Source organism: Komagataeibacter sp. NFXK3 (genome assembly GCF_054182245.1).
In genome coordinates this window covers 61,994-80,566 of sequence record NZ_JAPIVJ010000001.1, presented here as the reverse complement: position 1 = coordinate 80,566, position 18,573 = coordinate 61,994, and the positions used below count along the sequence as shown (strand labels likewise).

Sequence of the window (18,573 nt, the reverse complement as noted above, 5' to 3'; positions counted from 1 at the left end):
GTGGGAAGTATGGCGGTTCGGCTTCTAGCGCCCCGCGCGCGGAAGGGCAAGGTTTCGCGCCCCTCTTTTCAGCCCCGTTCGCGCGCAAGGCGGTGCAGCGTGCCATCAGGCGCCACTGCCGCGAGCATGCCATCGGGCCCGGTGCGCAGGTAATCCGGCCCGATCGGCACCTTGCCATGCCCACCGGGAATGTCGAGCACATAGGTCGGCCACGCAATGCCCGTCACCCGCCCGCGCAGGTCGGCCAGCAGGCGCTGCCCCTCGCGTATGGGCACGTGAAAGCGCGCGGTGCCGGGTGCCGGGTCAAGCTGGTGCAGGTAATAGGGGCGGATGCGGGCGGCAACCTGCGCGCGCAAAAGCGCCTCGAGGGCTTCAGGCGTGTCGTTTACGCCGCGCAGCAGCACGGACTGCCCCAGCACCGGTATGGCACGCGCCTGCACGCGGCGGATGGCGGCGCGGGCCGCAGGCGTGAGTTCGCGCGCGTGGTTGACATGCACGACCAGCCACATCGAGCGCGTGGTCTCCAGCGCATCCGCCATTTCCTCATCCAGCCGGTCGGGGTCGGCCACCGGCACGCGGGAATGGATGCGGATGGTGTGGATATGTTCCATGCCCTCAAGGGCCTGCATGATCGCGCGCATGCGCCGCGGCGAGAGCATGAGCGGGTCGCCGCCGGTCATCACGACTTCATGAATGTCGGGGTGCGTGCGCAGCCAGTCCAGTGCGGTCTCGAGTGCGGCCTCATCGAGCACGCCGCCGCCGGGGCCGACATGCTCGCGGCGGAAGCAGAAGCGGCAGTAAAGCGGGCAGACCAGCAGCGGCTTGAGCAGCGCGCGGTCGGCATAGCGGTGCACGATGCCCGGCACGGGGGAGAGCGCGTCATCGCCAATCGGGTCGGGGTCTTCGGTGGGGTCGGTGTGGCCTTCCGCCGCATCGGGAATGACCTGGCGGCCGATCGGGTCATCGGGTGATTCGATCAGCTCGGCAAAGGCGGGGGGAATGGCGGTGGCGTAGTGTTGCGCCACGTTTTCCAGCGCGGGGGCCTGCGCGGGCGTGATCAGCCCTGCCGCAAGCAGGTCGGCCACGCTGCGCAGCGTGCGCGGGGGCTGGGGGGGATTGACCGGGAGTGCCATGCGGGGGCTGTACTGCGCGCATCCATCCGCTGCAACCAAAGAGCGTGCCCCATGCCCGAGTCCCTGCCCCCACGCCCCGACTGCGCCCGCATTGCCGACCGCCTGCCGCGGCTGTTGCGGCGCAACCTCGTGCTGCGCGGCGTGCGGGCCTTTTTTGATGCGCGCGGTTACACGGAAGTCGAGACCCCCTACGCCGTGCCGACTCCGGGCGAGGAGGTGCATCTCAAGGTGTTTGCCACCGAGCGGGCAGGCGCTGATGGCAGCCGCGAGCGGCTGTGGCTGCACACCAGCCCGGAATTTGCCATGAAGCGCATCGTTGCCGCCACCGGCCTGCCTGTGTACCAACTGGCGCGGGTGTGGCGTAATGCCGAGGGCAGCAGGCTGCACGCCCATGAATTCACCATGCTGGAATGGTACCGCCCCGGCGCCACGCTGGGCAGTCTGATGGATGAAACCGAAACCCTGCTGCGTGCCGTCCTGCCGCCGGTGGTGCGGGCGGGCGGGGATGAGATCAGTATTGCTGCCCCCTTCGAGCGGCTGACGGTGGCCGAAGCCTTTGCCCGATATGCGGGCGTGGACATTCTGGCGCATGAGGGCGACGCCCCGGCGCTGGCTGAGGCCGCAGGCTGTGACCTGCGCCGCGATGAGACGTGGGAGGACCTGTTCTTTCGCCTGATGATGGCACGCATCGAGCCGCATATCGGCCGCACGCGCCCCACCTTCCTCACCCACTGGCCCGCAAGCCAGGCGGCGCTGGCCCGGCGTGACCCGGCGGACCCGCGCGTGGCGCTGCGTTTCGAGCTATATGCGGGGGGTATCGAACTGGCCAATGCGTTCGAGGAACTGACCGACCCCGCCGAGCAGCGCGCCCGCTTTGAGGCCGACCGGGCGCGGCGGCTGGGGCTTTACCCCGGCGAATCCGGGCTGGACTGGCCGATGGACGAGGCTTTCCTGTCCGCCCTTGGCAGCCTGCCGCCATGTGCGGGTATTGCGCTGGGCTTTGACCGGCTGGTGATGCTGGCAGCGGGCACGAACAGGATTGCGGATGTGCAGTGGCTGGGAGACGCGTCGTAAACCATTCAAAATAAATAAAAGTTTTTGGTAAAGCTTTTTTCAAAAAGCTTCAAAGAACACCGCTTTTTTGAAAAAAGGCAGCACCCAAAAACATTTGTTCTTTTTGGTATATTAGGATTTGCAACCTTCTGCCTCGCTGGTAAAAAGATCACCGGCCTCATGTCGGCAGGTATTCATCCCGTTCGGGGTGCCTGAACCCGGTCATGGAGCATTTCTTACCATGTTGACGGATTATGACCTGCCCCCCTGCGCTGGAGGCGGATCTGGTAGCGCTTGGCCAATGCCTGCTGGCGGGGACCAGACCGCCCATTGCCCTTGTCGCGGCGTGTGTTGCGGGGCTTGATGGCCTGCCGGCAGTGCAGGTTGTTACGGCGAGCGTGCGGATCAGAAACGCGCTGTGCTGTTTTTATTACCCCGTGGACCCTGAACAGGATCGCCGCCTGATATGCGGCGTGCTGGCCACCATGCCCATGCTGGCGCAGGTTCTCATATTGCATCGCGATGGCCATGTGCGCGAGGCTGCCCTCAACGCGCTGGCCACCGTGCCGCGCTCGCTTTTCATGCTGGCGGCCCTTGCCATGCGCCTCAATGACTGGGCAGGCCCCGTGCGCGAGGCTGCTGCACGGTGCGCGGGCAGGCTGTTCTTGCAGGTTGCGCCTGATGTCGCGGTCGCCATGGGCTTGGCCCTGCGGGGGCACTGGCAGGAATGGACCCGCTGGGCGCCCGCGCAGGCCGCCTGCATGGACCGGCTGTTTGCCCGGCCCGCCGTGCGGGTGCAACTGGTCGCGCGGTTCGCCACCGCATGCGATGGCTCGCTGGGCGTGACCCTGCGCGCCTTTCTGCGTACGCCGCTGCTTGATGCTGCCCTGCCCATGCTGGCGGGCATGGCACGGCAGGCCAGCGTGCGGGCCACGGCGCTACAGGTGCTGCTATGGGGGCAGGCCCGGTGGAAAACGGGTATCCGGCGGGAATGGGTGAACAGGTCACTGGGCCTCAACCGCCCTGCGCCAGTACTGGCGCGGCGTGATATCAGCCTGCCCGTTGACCGCAATGCCCTGATCGCCTCAGCCCTGCATGACCGTTCGGCCATGGTCAGGCGCACGGCGCTGCGGGCATTGGCGCATTGCTGGCGGGATTTCCCCGATCTGGCGCTGATTGTGCCTGTGCTTGAGGCTGACCGGAGCCCGACCGTGCGGCGGTGGGCAGGTTACCTGCAGCGCCAGACAGGGGTCATGGATTAAAAGTTTTCGGGTGCCGCCTTTTTTCAAAAAGGCGGTGTCTTTCGAAGCTTTTTGAAAAAAGCTTCACCAAAAGCTTTTATTCTTCTGCGGCTGCGATTGCCGTGTTCATGGCCTTTACGCCTGCACCCGGCCCATCAGGGTGCGACCACACCGCACTGATGACCGACAGGAAATCCGCCCCTGCGCGCACCAGCGTGCCGCAGTTCTCTGGCGTGATGCCGCCAATGGCCACGACCGGCAGTTCGATCATGCTGCTCCACCACGTGAGCAGCGCCGGGTCGGCCCGCACCTCGGTTTCCTTTGAGGGCGAGGGGTAGAACGCGCCAAACGCCACGTAGTCCGCCCCGGCCTCGCCCGCGCGCAGGGCCATGTCGCGGCTGTCATAGCACGATACGCCGAGTTGCAGGCTGTCACCCAATATGCGCCGGGCGGTGGCCACATCGGTATCATCCATGCCCACATGCGCCCCGTCGCAGCCGCAGCTTACGGCAAGGTCGGGGCGGTCGTTCATGATGAAGGCCACGTCCCGCGCATGGGTTATGGGCTGGAGCACCTCCACCGCGCGGCGGATCGTGTCGTCATCGACGTTTTTAAGGCGCAGTTGCACCGCCGCAACCGGGCCTGCGTCCAGCGCCTCGGCCAGTAGGGGGGCGAAGGTGGCCGGATCAAGCGATTCGGGGGTGATGAGATAGAGCTGGCAATCGGTCATGTCGGGCCGATCCTATGCCACCGGGACGGCTGCGAACAGCCCCCGCATGGCCAGCCTTGCCATGCGGGGCACTGGCGGAAGGATCAGGCCTTCTGCGCGAAGATGCCGGTAATCTCGCCAAGCAGCTTCAGCGCCTCGGTACGCGGGCGCTGGAAGGTGTTGCGCCCGATGATCGAACCGAACCCGCCGCCCTGGTGGATGCCGCGGATGGTGTCGAGCAGGTGCGCGGTGGTGGTGTGCTCGCCACCCGAGAAGATCACGATGCGGCGGCCCGCAAAAGCCGACTGCACCACGTGGCGGATTCGCGCGGGCAGGGTGGCGATATCGACCTTCTCATCGATATAGACCTTCTTGGCCGCGGGCAGGCACAGGTCCTCGGTCGGGGGCTTGACCTTGATGATGTGGGCGCCAAGCTCGGCTGCGATATGGGCGGCATAGGCGCAGATGTCGATGGCCGTCTCGCCCGCCTTGTCCAGCATCGGGCCGCGCGGGTAGCTCCACACCACTACGGCAAGCCCCGCATTCTTGGCCTCGCGCGCCATCTCGCGCAGCTGCTCCATCTGGTGGAACTGGTAGTCGCTGGCGGGGTAGATGGTGAACCCGATGGCCGAGCAGCCCAGCCGCAGCGCATCGGCCACCGTGCCGGTCACGGCCTGGTTCTTCTGCGTGGTCAGGCTGTCGGAGCTGTTGCATTTGAGGATGGTGGGGATCTGGCCCGCAAACGTGCCGGCCCCGGCCTCGAGCATGCCCAGGGGCGCTGCGAATGCGTTCAGCCCGGCCTCGATGGCCAGCGAATAGTGGTAATGCGGGTCATAGGCGGGCGGGTTGGGGGCGAATGAACGGCCCGGCCCGTGCTCGAAGCCCTGGTCAACCGGCAGGATCACCAGCTTGCCGGTGCCCGCGAGCTTGCCGGTGTTCATGAGCCGGTAGAGGTTGGCTTTGGTGCCCGGCGTGTCACTTTCATAGTGGTCAAGGATGGCCTTGACCTGTGGTGTCAGTGTCATGTGTCGTTCCCCTTGGCAGATGGGTGTGCGTGCATCCTGCGCCTGCCCGGGCGGTCCTGTCATGGCATGCGGGGGGCACGCAGGTATCTTTCCAGCGCATCCCTCGCACCCTCTGGTGGCAGTTCCAGCGCATGCGGGCGCTGGTGCAGGACGTGGCCACCCGTCATGCGTGCCAGTGATGCCAGCGCATGGTGCTGCGGGGCCGTGGCGCTGACAATGACACCGCTCAATCCTGCGCGCAGGGCGGCTGCCGCATGGCCCGCCGCCTGCCCGCAGTCCAGCCAGGCGGGCAGCGGGCAGCCTGCCACCAGCGCCGCCCACCACGGCACTCCCATGAAACATCCGGCGCCCGGCGGGGAAACCACGGCGCACGCCATGCGTAGCGATGCTGCCGTGTTGGTGACCAGCGCCAGCTCTCCTGCGCCTGAAACTGTTATAAGCGGCATATAATGGTCATGTTTGTCGATCATGCTTGACGTTGAAACCGCACCGCGCGATCAGTTCAAGGGGAGGAACGAGGGAAAGGATGAACGTGTCTGATATTATCATGCCACCGGAACAGGACGCCGCGCGCTCCCCCTCGGAGGCTGGAGAGAATCCGGCTGACCGCCTTGAACTCGCCCTCAATCGCATCGCCTTCGCCCTTGATCGCCGCACGGCGGAGGCTGCCATCCAGCAGCCCCCCACGCCCGATATCGACCTGCAGGCACTTGCCGCCAATATCGATGTGCTCATTGCCCGCGTGCGCGACGTGCTTGATGAAGGTGGGGAAACCACCAGCGGGGAGGAATAGGCCATGAGCCAGGTTACCGTGCGCATCAACGGTTTTTCCTACGCCGTGGGGTGCAAGGAAGGGCAGGAGAAACACCTCCAGGCCATGGCGCAGGAAGTCGAGCGCCGGATCGAGCGCATCCGCGAACTCGGTGGCCACAGCGGCGAGGGGCGGCTGCTTGCGCTCGCCGCCCTGCTCATGGCCGACGAGATCCATGACCTGACGGCGGAAAAGATGTCATCGGACACCGCCCACCAGCTTGCGCAGGGCCGGCAGGCGCGCATCGAGAACGCACGCCGCGCCGAGCAGCTTGCCCATCTTGTCGAGCGTGCGGAAAACATTGCGGATGCACTGGAAGAAGACTAGATAGAAAGGGCGGGGCTGCCGGGTGCGTCAGGCATGATTCAACCCCTGGGCCGATAAGCACTTCCTAGGGAGCTGGCACTGTCGTGATCGTGGTCACGTTATCTGGCGCCCACCTGCGTCAGCAGGTCCGGGAGGGCTGATCCGACCAACGGCCATGGCGGCTCCGTATCATTTCCCATGACTTCCATCGCAAACGAATCGTGGTCCACCGCGCATGCCAAACAGGCCCTGCGTGGCGTCATGGCCAGCAGGCGGGCCGCCTTTGCCACGGCGCCGGGGCGCGAGATGGCCGAGAAGTCCCTCCAGCACCGCATGGTCCGCGCCCTGCGCGCCATGGCTGCCGCAGGCGATTCCGTAGCCCTTGTCTGGCCACTGCCCGGCGAGAGCGCGCTCCAGCCCGTCATGCACGCGCTCCACGCCGATGGCCTGTGCATTGCCCTGCCCGAAACCACGCCGAAGGGCCATAGGCTTGCCTTCCGCCTGTGGCAGCCGGGCTGCGCCATGCGCGCGGGCCGCTTTGGCACATCCCACCCCGAAGGCCCCATCGTGCAGCCTGATGTGGTGTGCGTGCCGCTGCTGGCATTTGACAGGCGGGGCATGCGGCTGGGATATGGCGGGGGTTATTATGATCGCACGCTGGCCAGCCTGCCTGCGGCGCGGGCCGTGGGGTTTGGCTTTTCCTTTCAGGAAGTGGCGTGCATCCCGACCGGCCGGTATGACGTGGCGCTGCCCGCGATCGTGACCGAGCGTGAATGGATCCGGTGTCGTGGTGACGGGCGGACGCGGTAGATAAAGGCTGTTTTTTTTGAGAATACTGTTTCTGGGCGATATTGTCGGGCGCGTGGGGCGCGAGGCCGTCATTTCCCGGCTGCCCGGCCTGCGGCGCGATCTCGCCCTCGACCTCGTGGTGGTCAATGGCGAGAACGCCAGCCACGGCTTTGGCCTCTCGCCCGCCATCGGCCGCGACCTGCTTGAGGCGGGGGCCGATGTCATCACGCTGGGTAACCATAGCTGGGACCGGCGCGACCTGATCGGCCATATCGGCAGCGAACCCCGCATCATCCGCCCCGCCAACTACCCGCCCGGCACGCCGGGGCAGGGCAGCGTGGTGGTGGAACTCGTCGATGGCCGCAAGGCGCTGGTGGTCAGCATCATGGGGCGGCAATTCATGGATGCGATGGATGACCCCTTCCGCAGCGTGACCGATATCCTCTCGCGCCACCGGCTGGGCGTGACCATGCACGCCGCCGTGGTGGACGTGCATGCCGAGGCCACGAGCGAGAAATGGGCCATGGGACATTTCCTTGATGGCCGCGTGTCGCTGGTCATCGGCACGCACACGCACACGCCCACGGCGGACCACCGCATCTTCCCCCACGGCACCGCTTTCCAGACCGATGCGGGCATGTGTGGCGATTATGACAGCGTAATCGGCATGGGCAAGGAGGCTGCCATTGCCCGATTCGTGCGCAAGATGCCCGGCGAGCGCCTGCAACCGGCGGAGGGTGAAGCGAGCATCGCGGGCATGATGGTGGAAACCGATGACGCCACCGGCCTGGCCCGCCGCATGGCCCCGGTGCGGCAGGGCGGGCATCTGGCCCCGACACTGCCGGATTTCTGATCAACAGATCAAAGTTCTTGGTGAAGCTTTTTTCCAAAAAGCTTCAAAGGAATGCCGCCTTTCTGAAAAAAGGCGGCACCCAAAAAATTTTATGATTTTAATGAGTTAGCGGAAAGCGGGCTCGTCAAACCCGCGCAGCTTGCGCGAATGCAGCCGGTCCACGCCCTGCGCGCGCAACTGCTGCATGGTCTCGATCCCCACCACCAGATGCTGGCGCACGCGCTCGCGGTAGAAGGCATTGGCCATGCCGCGCAGCTTGAGCTCGCCATGCAGCGGCTTGTCCGAAACACACAGCAGCGTGCCGTATGGCACCCGGAAGCGGAAGCCATTGGCCGCGATCGTGGCTGATTCCATGTCCACCGCAATGGCGCGGGATGTGTTGATGCGCGTGAACAGCGCACCCAGCCGCAGCTCCCAGTTGCGGTTGTCGGTGGTCATGACCGTGCCGGTGCGCAGGCGGGTCTTGACCTCGGCATCATGCAGGCCGGTCACGCGGGCGGTCACGTCCTGCAGGGCCATCTGCACCTCGGCAATGGGGGGCACGGGCACCCAGGGCGGCAGGTCGTCGTCCAGCACGTGGTCATCGCGCAGGTAGCCATGCGCCAGCACGTAGTCGCCCAGCTTCTGGCTGCGCCGCAGCCCCGCGCAGTGCCCCACCATCAGCCAGCAATGTGGGCGTAGCACGGCCAGGTGGTCGGTAATGGTCTTGGCGTTGGCGGGGCCCACGCCGATGTTGATGAGCGTGATGCCATCGCCATCGGGGCGGCACAGGTGGTAGGCGGGCATCTGCGGCAGGTTCTGGCCTGCATGGGTGGCCGCGTGCGGGGCTTCGCGGGTGTGGATGATCTCGCCCGGCTCGACAAACGCCGTGTATTCCGACCCCGCATCCACCTGCGCATGCCCGTATTCACGAAATGCATCGACATAGCGCTGGTAGTTGGTGAGCAGGATGAAACGCTGGAAATGCCTTGGCGCCGTGCCGGTATAATGGTGCAGCCGCGCCAGCGAGTAATCGGTGCGCTGGGCCGTGAACAGCGCGAGCGGGCGCGGCACGCCGGGGCGGGGGATGTAGTCGCAATTGGCGATCGAATCGTCGGTCACGTGCAGGTCAGGCAGCGCGAAATGGGCCTGGATCCAGGCAAGGTCGGATTCGGTCAGCGAGGTCACCGCCTCCTCCATCACGTAGGAGAGCGGGATGGGCTGGCGCGACAGGCCGACCATGACCGGCGTGCGGTAATGGCGCAGCAGGCTTTCGATCTGTTCGCGCCAGTAGGCGCCAAACAGGGCGGGGCGGGTGAGCGTGGTGCCATAGAAGCCGGGCTCGAGCACCACGTCAAAGGGCGGGCGCGGCCCATCGGCGGGCAGGGCCGTGGCGGGCATGAAGGCGAGGTAGGGATAGACCGCGTTTTCCAGGCCCGATGTATCGCGCGTGGCGAAGGCGCGGCGGATCAACCCGGCGGCGTGGTCATAGAGTTCGGTAATGCGGGCCACGGCGGCATCGGCATTGTCGAAGGCGTGGAAGTCATGCCCGGCCTGCTGCAGGAGTCGTGCTGTGTCCATGGCGATGAAATCTCCCGGCTGCCCGCGCGTTATCGGCGGATCAGGATGTAGTTGATGGTCAGGTCGATGGGGAAGGTATCGCCCTGCATGTCGGGTGGCACGGGGGGGAGCTGGGCGTTGCGGAACATGCCCACCGTTGCCGCATCAAGATAGTACGAGCCGGACTGCCCGGTCAGGCGCACCTTGGTCACGTGGCCGTCGCGGTCAAGTTCCACATGCACTGACGAGGGGCCTTCCTCGCCGGCCTGTGCGGCTTCCTGCGGGTAGTACATATGGCTGCGGATCCAGCGATCGAGTTCCGCGCCATAATCCTCGCTCACGCCCCTGATCTGGGTATTGCTGGAATAGGGGGCGTTGACCTTGCCATTCTGCACCACCGGCCCGAGCGAAAGGTCGATCGGCCCGCCGGTGCCGCCCGCGCGCCCCTGCTTGCTGCGCCGGGGCAGGGGGGAGGCGGAGAGCGACCAGTTCATCGGGTGCTGCAACGCCGCATAGGCATTGGGCGCGGACTGGCTGTGCGACTGCTGGGCCGGGCGGCTGCCATGGCCGGAGTTCTGCATGGCGGGGTTGAACTGGTCGTGCTGCTCCGCCTGCGGCACAGACAGGTCGGAGGGCGCATCGCTCATTGGCGGGGCGGAGGGGGTCTGCTCGCTGGCGGTGTTGGGGGAGGGTGACGAATCCTCGTTGTTCTGCTGCGGGTTGTCTGTCTTTTCCTGCGCGCTGGGTTGCTTGTTCTGCGCCTGCTTTGGTGCATTCTGCCCGCCCGCCATGTCGGGTGAGGACTGGCCCTGCAACCCGCTGGACGAGGGGGGCGAGAACACCATCTCCACCTGCGGCTCGGTCTGCGAGGCATCGGGCGTGCCGTGCTGGCTGTGATGGGTAGATTCAATCAGGATCGCGGCGAGGAGGGCGGCATGCAGCAGCCCCGATATGGCGATGGCGCGCCCTGGCCCGGGCGTTTCCACCGTGTCGGGCCGGATCAGGCCCGACATCATGGGGCGCAGCTTGCGGTAGCCGGGTGGTGGCGGCACGGGGGTGCCGGGCAGCAGCCTTTCGCGCCCGGGCGGGTTGTACTGTTCCGTGCGGCCATTGCGTGGCAGGCCGCCCCCAGCAGGCGGGTCGCGGGGGATCAGTACGGGCTCCACGGCATCTGGCCGCCGGGAGGAGGGACTGAGTGTCACCGTCATGAAAGGCTGCGGGTCTCCGCCATGTGGATCTGTTGCCGGGGCCTACCTGCCTGCCCTGGCATGTTGCCAGCATAACTGACGCCTGGGGGGGGGCTGTCAAGGACCGGATGCGTAACGGAGGGCTACTTCAGTAGCTTTCGACAAAGTTTTCCAGCAGTTCGGCGAATCTCTCCGGGTTTTCGACATGCAGCCAGTGCCCTGCCCGCTCGATCAGTTCCAGCCGGTAGCACGGAAAAAGCCTGCGCATGATGGCATAATGTTCGGGGCGGATATAGGGCGAATTCCCGCCCGCCAGGAACAGCGTGGGGCCGGGATAGGTATAGCCTTCGGGGATGTAGGGCCAGCTTTCGACATTGGACATCGATTCCACCATCTCGCGCAGGCCGATGCTCCAGCCGGGATTTTCCCCCACGCGGATGTTCTGCAACATCAGCGCGCGTACATCGGTGTTGGGGATGTAGTGCTGGAGCAGGCGCTCCGCTCCCGCCCGGTTGAGAAAGGGCGGAAACGGCACCCGCAGCATCTGCTCGCCCAGCGCGAACTGCCCGTGGCCGGTGCGCGCGGGCGGGATGTCGGCTACCAGCAGGCTGTGCACCATGCCCGGCCGGGTCAGGGCCAGGGTCATGGCCACCTTGCCGCCCATGGAGTGGCCGACCAGCGTTGCGGGCAGCGCGTTGTGGTGGGCCAGCGTTTCCAGCAGGTCGCCCGCCATGGTGTTGTAGTCCATCAGCCCGTGCGGGCTTTCGCCATGGTTGCGCAGGTCGATGGCCAGCGTGCGCCTTGTGCGTGCGAGCCTGCGCTGGAAGAAGCCAAGGTTGCGCGCCCGCCCGAACAGGCCGTGCAGCAGGACGATGGGGGGCCTGCCGGCCGTGTCGGGCCCGCTCTGCTCGGGTCCGCGCTCAATGACGTTCAGTAGCACCAGCTTGTGTTCCTATCGTCCGGTCGTCTGTCGGGGCAGGCTGTTGCAGGTCCAGCATGATCTTGCCCATATGGGTTCCGTTTTCCATGAGTTTATGGGCGTCGGCAACCCGCGCAAAGGGGAAGGTGGCATGGATGAGCGGGCGGATGGCGCGCTGTGCCAGCAGCGGCCAGACATGGGCCTCCAGTTCGCGGGCGATTTCAGCCTTGTAGGCTGCATCACGCGGGCGCAGCGTGCTGCCGGTCACCACCAGCCTGCGGGTCATGATGCGAGCAAGGCTGACCCCATCGGCCTTCGCCCCGCCCTGGAGCGCTATGATGACCAGCCGCCCGGCAACGGCAAGGGATTTGAGGTTGCCCTCCATATAGGCCCCGCCAATCATGTCGAGGATGACATTCACCCCCGCGCCATCCGTCAGTTCCTTTATGCGCGTGGGGAAGTCCTCGGTGCGGTAGTTGATGGCGGCGCGCGCCCCCAGCGTGGTGCATAGCGTGCATTTCTCGTCCGTGCCGGCGGTGGCGTAAACCGTGCCGCCCAGCGCATGCACGAGCTGGATGGCCGTGGTGCCGATGCCGCTGGTGCCGCCATGCACCAGCATGCTCTCGCCGGGTTTCAGCCCCGCTGTCATGAACAGGTTGGACCACACGGTAAAGAATGTCTCGGGGAGTGCGGCCGCATGCAGCGCGTCAAACCCTGCGGGCCATGGCAGGCACTGGCCCACGGGCACGGTGCAGTACTGCGCATAGCCCCCGCCATTGACCAGCGCGCATACCCGCGCGCCCGGCATGGGAAAGGCATCGGGTGGCACGCCTTCGCCCACCGCCACGACCTCGCCCGCCACTTCCAGCCCCAGCAGGGGGCTGGCGCCCGGTGGCGGTGGATACAGCCCCTGGCGCTGCATGATGTCGGGGCGGTTGATGCCTGCGGCCATGACCCGCACCAGCACCTCGTCCGCGCGGGGCCGGGGCACGGGCACGGTGGCGATGCGCAGGGAATCGGGGCCTCCCGGTTCGCTTGCGGTCACGGCCTGCATGGTGGCGGGGGGTGGCTGGGTCATGGTCTGTCCTTGCGTTGGTGGAGGCTCCCAAGGTGTAGGCGATATGTCGGCTGCGACCAGTGCGCGGGCCGCGCAATCGAGCAAACGTGCGCGCACCAATAGGGCCGGACATGAAAAAAGCGCCGGAACCCGCAAGGTTCCGGCGCTTTTCATGTCGGTCCCGTTCCCCGTGGGGGGAGGCAGGATCAGACGGAGTAGTACATCTCGAACTCGGCCGGGTGCGGCGTGTGCTCGAACTTGTAGACTTCCTGCCACTTCACTTCACAGTAGCTCTCGATCTGGTCCTTGGTGAACACGCCACCGGCGAGCAGGAACTCGAAATCGGATTCCAGCGCGGTCAGGGCTTCACGCAGGGAGCCGGCCACGGTCGGGATCTGCTTGAGTTCCTCGGGCGGCAGGTCGTACAGATCCTTGTCCATGGCATCGCCAGGGTGGATCTTGTTCTTGATGCCGTCGAGGCCGGCCATGAGCATGGCGGCAAAGGCGAGGTAGGGGTTCGCGGTCGGGTCGGGGAAGCGGACCTCGACGCGCTTCGCCTTCGGGCTGGTCGCATACGGGATGCGGCACGAGGCGGAACGGTTGCGGGCGGAATAGGCCAGCAGCACGGGTGCCTCGAAGCCCGGGATCAGGCGCTTGTAGGAGTTGGTGGACGGGTTGGTGAAGGCGTTCAGCGCCTTGGCGTGCTTGATGATGCCGCCGATGTAGTACAGCGCTTCATCGGACAGGTCGGCATAGCCGTTGCCGCCGAAGGTGGGCTTGCCGTTGCGCCAGATCGACTGGTGCACATGCATGCCCGAGCCGTTATCGCCATAGATCGGCTTGGGCATGAAGGTTGCCGTCTTGCCGTAGGAATGGGCGACGTTGTGCACGCAGTACTTGTAGATCTGCATGAAGTCGGCGGAGCGGACCAGCGTGTCGAACTTGGTGCCCAGCTCGTGCTGCGACTGCGCCACTTCGTGGTGGTGCTTCTCGATGGGCAGGCCCATCTCGCCCATGGTGGTCAGCATTTCGGCGCGCAGGTCGCCTTCGCTGTCAACGGGTGCGACCGGGAAGTAGCCGCCTTTGACGCCCGGGCGGTGGCCCATGTTGCCTTCAGGGTAGTCCTTGAGCGACGCGCCGGGGCCTTCGATGCTTTCAAGCTCGTAGGTGCCGAAGTTCGGGCCGGTGCCAAAGCGCACGCTGTCAAAGATGAAGAATTCGGCTTCGGGGCCGAAGAAGGCGGTATCACCCAGGCCGGTCGACTTGAGGTACTGCTCAGCCAGCTTGGCGGTGGCGCGCGGGTCGCGGTTGTAGAACTGCCCGGTGGAGGGCTCCACGATGTCGCAGATCAGGATCAGCTGCGGCTTGGCGGAGAACGGGTCCATCACCGCGGTGGTCGGGTCAGGCAGCAGGATCATGTCGCTTTCGTTGATGGCCTTCCAGCCAGCAATCGAAGAACCGTCGAACATGAATCCTTCGCGGAAGGTGTCATCCTCGATCGTGGTGACGTACTGGGTGGTGTGGTGCCACTTGCCGCGCGGATCGGTGAAACGCAGGTCAACCATCTCGACCGCGTTTTCCTTGATGATTTCAAAGACCTTCGCGATGGCTTCAGCGGAATGCGACGGTGTGGAAACCGAGGCTGAAGCCTGTGCTTTTTTTGCCATGTTAATTACCTGTCCTGACTTTGGTGTGCCGTTCCATGCGGCGCGGCGGTTATGGTTACGGAAACGCAGGGCCGCTGTCGATAGGCCAGCGGCCATGAGACCCATGTTTGCAGGCCAACCCTCAGATGGCGTCAGGCCCCCGCTCGCCCGTGCGGATGCGGATCACCTCGCTGACAGGGGTGATGAAGATCTTGCCATCGCCAATGCGGCCGGTGCGGGCCGCGGCCATGATGGCCTCGACCGCGCGCTCGGTCATGTCATCGGGGCAGACGATTTCAAGCTTTACCTTGGGCAGGAAGTCTATGATGTATTCCGCGCCGCGATACAGTTCCGTGTGGCCTTTCTGGCGGCCAAAGCCCTTGGCCTCGGTGACGGTGATGCCCATCAGGCCGATCTCATGGAGGGCATCCTTCACCTCGTCGAGCTTGAAGGGCTTGATGATGGCCTCGATCTTTTTCATGCCTGTTGGTCTGTCTTCCGTCTCATGGCATCTGTAGTGCATGCCGCCCGTGTTGCTGTGGCAGGGTTGCACGGCTTTCGTTTTCAGGCAATCGGGTGATATGGGCAAAAATGCGCATTGCCCGCACCCATGCGCACACGGACAGGATAAGACGATGAAACCCGCCAACGCGATGCTTTCAGGGCTGCCGACCACCATTTTTTCCGTCATGTCGGCCCTGGCCGTGGAGCATGACGCCATCAATCTCGGCCAGGGCTTTCCAGATACCGAAGGCCCGGCCGACCTTGTCGAGGCCGCCGCCAGCGCCCTGCGCGACGGGCGCAACCAGTACCCCCCGCTCGCCGGCCTGCCCGAGCTGCAGGGCGCGGTGGCGCGGTCGAATGCACGTTTTTATGGCATTGCCGTCGAGCCCGCGCGTGAGGTGGTGGTGACCTGTGGTGCGACCGAGGCCATCACCGCCTCGCTCATGGCGCTGGTCAACCGGGGCGACGAGGTGGTGGTGTTCGAACCGCTATACGACACCTACCTGCCGGTGCTGCGCCTGCTTGGCGCCGTGGTGCGCACCGTGCGCCTCGCCCCGCCGCGCTGGGACCTGCCGCGCGCGGAACTTGCCGCCGCCTTTACCCCGCGCACCAAGGCCATCTTGCTCAACACGCCCATGAACCCGACGGGCAAGGTGTTCACGCGTGATGAGCTGGAATTCATCGCGGGCCTCGTGGCGAAGCATGATGCCTATGCCGTGTGCGACGAGGTGTACGAGCACCTGACCTTCGCGCCCGCCCGCCACGTGCCATTGATGGCCCTGCCGGGCATGCGCGGGCGCTGCATCCGCATTGGCAGTGCGGGCAAGAGCTTCTCCATGACCGGATGGAAGGTGGGCTACGTCACCGCGCCCGCGCCGCTGGCCGCCCTCGTGGCCAAGGCGCACCAGCTGCTCACCTTTACCGTGGCGCCCAACCTGCAACGCGCCGTGGCGGTGGGGCTGGACAAGGACACGGCCTATTTCGAGCGGCTGGCCGAGAGCATGTGCTCGGCGCGCGACTGGCTGGCCGAAGGGCTGGGCCGGGCCGGATTCGACGTGCTGCCGTGCGATGGCAGCTACTTCCTGATCGCCGATATCGCGCCGCTGGGCTTTGCGGGGGGCGATGTGGCGTTCTGCCAGCAGATGACGCGCACGGTCGGGGTGGCGGCGATTCCCGTCTCGGCCTTCTATGATCAGGCGGGGGCGGATATTCCCGATCGCTACGTGCGTTTTGCGTTCTGCAAGAAAACGGGCGTCATTTCGCAGGCGGTGCAGCGCCTGCAGGGCGTGCGCGGACAGCTCTGCGCGGAAAATGCATGAAAATGCAAAAAGGGTAATTGACGGGTTTGCCCGCCTTCTCTAAATAACCGCTCCAGTTGTGGCGGACGTAGCTCAGTTGGTAGAGCGCCGGTTTGTGGTACCGGTGGTCGCGGGTTCGAGCCCCGTCGTTCGCCCCAACCCGTATTTCCCTTAAAATCAGAACATTCCGTCCTGTGCGGCTTTTCAGCAGAAAGCCGCCGGTCCGAACGTGCGCGCAAGCCCCAAAGCCAGCGGCAGCGGCGTAAGGCCGAGCTGCGTGCGCATGGGGGTAATGTCGAAAATCTTGTCTTCCATGAGCCGCCGGACCTCGGCAGGCGTAATGACGGGCAGCCCCGGCATCCTGAGTCGCGCCAGCGCCATCAGCACGGCACCCGGCACCGGCAGCACCGGGCGGGGCCCCAGCCCGGCGGCCAGAGCCACCATGCGCGTAAAATCCCGGTAGCTGACCTGATCCCCGCCCGCGATAATCAGGCTATGCGGTCCATGCCAGTCGCGCCCGATGGCGGCGAGCAGCGCGCGGGTGACATCACCCTGCCAGATGGGCTGGAGCCGCGCGCGCCCGCCGCCGGGTAGCGGCAGCACCGGCAGGCGGCGCATCAGGGCGGCCAGGCGCTGCACATTGTTCTCGCCCGTTGCGCCATAGATCATGGTGGGGTGCAGCAGCACGCCGTTGCGACCCGACAGGGCCAGCGCCTGCGCGCCGTGCAGCACGCCGCGCGCATGCGCATCGGGCCAGCGGGTAAAGAGGCGCGTGCTGCCCAATGCCACGAGTCGTGCCTGCGGGGGCGCCACCGCCAGCACGGCGGGCAGGTGGCGGGCATGGGCGGTCAGGACAATGGTGGTGGCATCGCGCAGGGCGTGGCGCAGGCGGGCGGGATCATGCGCAAGGTCGGCCAGCCGGGCGGGAACGGGCAGGCGGGTTGCCTGCCAGCGCGCGCTGTCGCGCACGATGGGCACGAAATCCTGCCCCCCGGCCCGCAGCGTCTGGCACAGCGCCAGCCCCGAGCGGCCATTGGCCCCGATGACATGCACGGGGCCGGAGCAGGGCATCAGGGTGTGGAAATGGTCAGGCCCAGCGGGGCCGCGACCGACGGGTCACCCGCCATCGACAGGGCAACGCCCAGCATCATCAGGTTGACCGGCTTCATCGGGCGCAGGGCGATCTGCAGCGGGTGGTCCTGCGGGGATTGCAGGAACCGGCCCATGGCGCGCAGCGAGGCATCATCGGACGTGGCCAGGGCTGCCAGCAGGTTCTGGCGGTAGACCTCGGGGTCGGTATTGCGGCTTTTCGCCAGGCCCGCCAGCACATGGCTGGCCAGGGAGTGGTCCTCCCACGTCATGGCGGCGGAAACGATGCGCGCGGTCTCGGGGATGATGGCCATGTCATCAAAGGGAATCTGGTCCAGCTCGGCCACCACGGTCAGGTTGCCCATGTCGGCCGACTCGATGGTCATCGGCTCGAGATGCACGCGCCCCGCACTGCGGTCGCTGGTGCTGTTGATATGGATGTTGCCGTTGAAATGGTCATAGCCGAACGCATTGAGAATCGTCTGGTTATCATTGCCGGTGGACCACAGCGTGAGGTCGCCCAGCGTCGTGTCCATCTTGTCCTCTGTCGCGGTGGAGAAGCTGGAGGTGGCGACATGGTCGATCTGGAGCATGGGGTGGGTGCTGTCGATCTCCACCTTTTTCAGGTCCATCGTATGCGGATGGCTTTCATGGATCAGGTGGCCCGACTGGATCAGGCTTGCGACCTCGCTGGCAAAATCCGGTCCGTCGATCTTGAGGTGATCGACCGAGATGCGCCGCGTGGGCGTGAGGTTGATCTGGGTGGCCAGCCGGTCGAGGTCGAGATGCGAGGCGCGGCCCACCCCGTACTGCTCCACGGTCATGCGGGCGACGGTGACATCGGTCTGGCTGGCGGGCACGGCAAGATGCATGTTGGTGAACGTGCCATCATCGAGCACGAGGGAATCGAAGCCGAGCGGGCGGCTGGCATCGGCGCTTGCGCGGGCGGTGTTGGGCAGCACCAGGTTGCGCAGGTCCACCTCATCAAGCGAGATGGTACTGCTCTGGGTCATGATCTTGACATCGCGCAGCACGATACTGCCGATCTTCTCGCCCTGCACGTTGTTGCCGCTCAGCCCCCCCAGCCGCACGTCAGCCGCGATCAGCGTCATGGCGGGGTTGCGGTAGGTGACGGCTGTGAAATGCGCGCCCCGCGCCAGCGTGCGCGGCCGGGCCGTGGCGTAGCTGAACGTGGCGTTCGGCCCGATGGAGGCGCGGAAGTCGGCTATGCCGGCTTCAAGCCTGTGCTGGGCAAAGTGATGCACCCCCCAGCTGCCAACCAGCAGCACCAGTACAAGCAGGGGAATGGCGGGATAGAGTTTCTTCACGAGGCTGATATCCGTAATGACCTTGAACTGACTGCTATCGCATTGTGCCCCCCCTCGGCAATCGCCCGCGGAAAGGTCGTGATGCG

General features: G+C 65.7%; 19 protein-coding genes, 1 tRNA gene and 1 other RNA gene. 9 read left to right on the top strand and 12 right to left on the bottom strand.

Annotated elements, in window-relative coordinates; all coding sequences use genetic code 11:
* Positions 1 to 68: 68 nt before the first annotated feature.
* A complete protein-coding gene (locus tag OQZ28_RS00450) occupies positions 69 to 1,133 on the bottom strand; it encodes a lysine-2,3-aminomutase-like protein (protein WP_458134824.1) in 1,065 nt (354 codons plus the stop codon).
* Between the two features lie 51 nt (positions 1,134 to 1,184).
* On the opposite strand from OQZ28_RS00450, the gene epmA reads away from it, so the two are divergent.
* Together epmA and OQZ28_RS00440 are read left to right on the top strand one after the other, a co-directional pair.
* Complete coding sequence (gene epmA / locus OQZ28_RS00445; RefSeq protein ID WP_458134823.1) at positions 1,185 to 2,207, top strand: EF-P lysine aminoacylase EpmA; 1,023 nt, start codon at positions 1,185 to 1,187, stop codon at positions 2,205 to 2,207.
* 233 nt (positions 2,208 to 2,440) lie between these two features.
* Positions 2,441 to 3,448: a hypothetical protein gene (locus tag OQZ28_RS00440; RefSeq protein WP_458134822.1), complete on the top strand. Its 1,008-nt coding sequence runs from the start codon at positions 2,441 to 2,443 to the stop codon at positions 3,446 to 3,448.
* A 76-nt stretch (positions 3,449 to 3,524) separates the two neighbouring features.
* On the opposite strand, the gene thiE is transcribed toward OQZ28_RS00440, so the two are convergent.
* From thiE to OQZ28_RS00425, 3 genes are all read right to left on the bottom strand, one after another.
* A complete protein-coding gene (thiE, locus tag OQZ28_RS00435; protein WP_458134821.1) occupies positions 3,525 to 4,157 on the bottom strand; it encodes a thiamine phosphate synthase in 633 nt (210 codons plus the stop codon).
* Positions 4,158 to 4,240: 83 nt separating this feature from the next.
* Positions 4,241 to 5,161 carry a class I fructose-bisphosphate aldolase gene (locus OQZ28_RS00430; protein ID WP_458134820.1) on the bottom strand — a complete coding sequence of 307 codons (921 nt, stop codon included), beginning with the start codon at positions 5,159 to 5,161 and terminating at the stop codon, positions 4,241 to 4,243.
* A gap of 59 nt (positions 5,162 to 5,220) precedes the next feature.
* Positions 5,221 to 5,607 carry a hypothetical protein gene (locus OQZ28_RS00425; RefSeq protein ID WP_242621904.1) on the bottom strand — a complete coding sequence of 129 codons (387 nt, stop codon included), beginning with the start codon at positions 5,605 to 5,607 and terminating at the stop codon, positions 5,221 to 5,223.
* 80 nt (positions 5,608 to 5,687) lie between these two features.
* Between OQZ28_RS00425 and OQZ28_RS00420 the strand changes: the two genes are divergently transcribed.
* The 5 genes from OQZ28_RS00420 to OQZ28_RS00400 all read left to right on the top strand — a co-directional run bounded on the left by OQZ28_RS00420 (position 5,688) and on the right by OQZ28_RS00400 (position 7,920).
* The gene (locus OQZ28_RS00420; protein WP_458134819.1) at positions 5,688 to 5,954 is read left to right on the top strand and encodes a hypothetical protein; all 267 of its coding nucleotides are present in this window, start codon (positions 5,688 to 5,690) and stop codon (positions 5,952 to 5,954) included.
* A gap of 3 nt (positions 5,955 to 5,957) precedes the next feature.
* Entirely contained in the window at positions 5,958 to 6,299 is a 342-nt protein-coding gene (locus OQZ28_RS00415) for a cell division protein ZapA (protein ID WP_130732438.1), read from the top strand.
* Positions 6,300 to 6,308: 9 nt separating this feature from the next.
* Positions 6,309 to 6,467, top strand: a non-coding RNA gene (ssrS, locus tag OQZ28_RS00410) — 6S RNA.
* A gap of 9 nt (positions 6,468 to 6,476) precedes the next feature.
* A complete protein-coding gene (locus OQZ28_RS00405; RefSeq protein WP_458134818.1) occupies positions 6,477 to 7,088 on the top strand; it encodes a 5-formyltetrahydrofolate cyclo-ligase in 612 nt (203 codons plus the stop codon).
* 16 nt (positions 7,089 to 7,104) lie between these two features.
* The gene (locus OQZ28_RS00400) at positions 7,105 to 7,920 is read left to right on the top strand and encodes a TIGR00282 family metallophosphoesterase (RefSeq protein WP_130732436.1); all 816 of its coding nucleotides are present in this window, start codon (positions 7,105 to 7,107) and stop codon (positions 7,918 to 7,920) included.
* 105 nt (positions 7,921 to 8,025) lie between these two features.
* Here the strand turns inward: OQZ28_RS00400 and OQZ28_RS00395 are convergent, their stop codons facing one another.
* The 6 genes from OQZ28_RS00395 to OQZ28_RS00370 all read right to left on the bottom strand — a co-directional run bounded on the left by OQZ28_RS00395 (position 8,026) and on the right by OQZ28_RS00370 (position 14,749).
* Entirely contained in the window at positions 8,026 to 9,480 is a 1,455-nt protein-coding gene (locus OQZ28_RS00395) for an AMP nucleosidase (RefSeq protein WP_458134817.1), read from the bottom strand.
* Positions 9,481 to 9,509: 29 nt separating this feature from the next.
* Positions 9,510 to 10,667, bottom strand: a complete 1,158-nt coding sequence (locus tag OQZ28_RS00390; RefSeq protein ID WP_458134816.1) for an energy transducer TonB — start codon at positions 10,665 to 10,667, stop codon at positions 9,510 to 9,512.
* 127 nt (positions 10,668 to 10,794) lie between these two features.
* Positions 10,795 to 11,586: an alpha/beta fold hydrolase gene (locus OQZ28_RS00385; protein WP_130732433.1), complete on the bottom strand. Its 792-nt coding sequence runs from the start codon at positions 11,584 to 11,586 to the stop codon at positions 10,795 to 10,797.
* Entirely contained in the window at positions 11,567 to 12,643 is a 1,077-nt protein-coding gene (locus OQZ28_RS00380) for an NAD(P)H-quinone oxidoreductase (protein ID WP_458134815.1), read from the bottom strand. Before OQZ28_RS00380 ends, OQZ28_RS00385 begins: the two co-directional genes overlap by 20 nt.
* A gap of 185 nt (positions 12,644 to 12,828) precedes the next feature.
* Entirely contained in the window at positions 12,829 to 14,289 is a 1,461-nt protein-coding gene (gene glnA / locus OQZ28_RS00375) for a type I glutamate--ammonia ligase (protein ID WP_130732432.1), read from the bottom strand.
* Positions 14,290 to 14,410: 121 nt separating this feature from the next.
* A complete protein-coding gene (locus OQZ28_RS00370) occupies positions 14,411 to 14,749 on the bottom strand; it encodes a P-II family nitrogen regulator (protein WP_110569573.1) in 339 nt (112 codons plus the stop codon).
* Positions 14,750 to 14,903: 154 nt separating this feature from the next.
* Between OQZ28_RS00370 and OQZ28_RS00365 the strand changes: the two genes are divergently transcribed.
* Together OQZ28_RS00365 and OQZ28_RS00360 are read left to right on the top strand one after the other, a co-directional pair.
* On the top strand, positions 14,904 to 16,091 hold the full coding sequence (locus OQZ28_RS00365) for an aminotransferase (protein ID WP_458134814.1): 1,188 nt from the start codon (positions 14,904 to 14,906) through the stop codon (positions 16,089 to 16,091).
* 61 nt (positions 16,092 to 16,152) lie between these two features.
* Positions 16,153 to 16,228, top strand: a tRNA-His gene (locus OQZ28_RS00360).
* Between the two features lie 46 nt (positions 16,229 to 16,274).
* Here OQZ28_RS00360 and OQZ28_RS00355 read toward each other — a convergent pair.
* A complete protein-coding gene (locus OQZ28_RS00355; protein WP_458134813.1) occupies positions 16,275 to 17,141 on the bottom strand; it encodes an NAD(P)H-binding protein in 867 nt (288 codons plus the stop codon).
* Positions 17,141 to 18,487, bottom strand: coding sequence for a hypothetical protein (locus tag OQZ28_RS00350; protein ID WP_130732429.1), 1,347 nt, complete (start codon positions 18,485 to 18,487; stop codon positions 17,141 to 17,143). Before OQZ28_RS00350 ends, OQZ28_RS00355 begins: the two co-directional genes overlap by 1 nt.
* Positions 18,488 to 18,573: the final 86 nt, after the last annotated feature.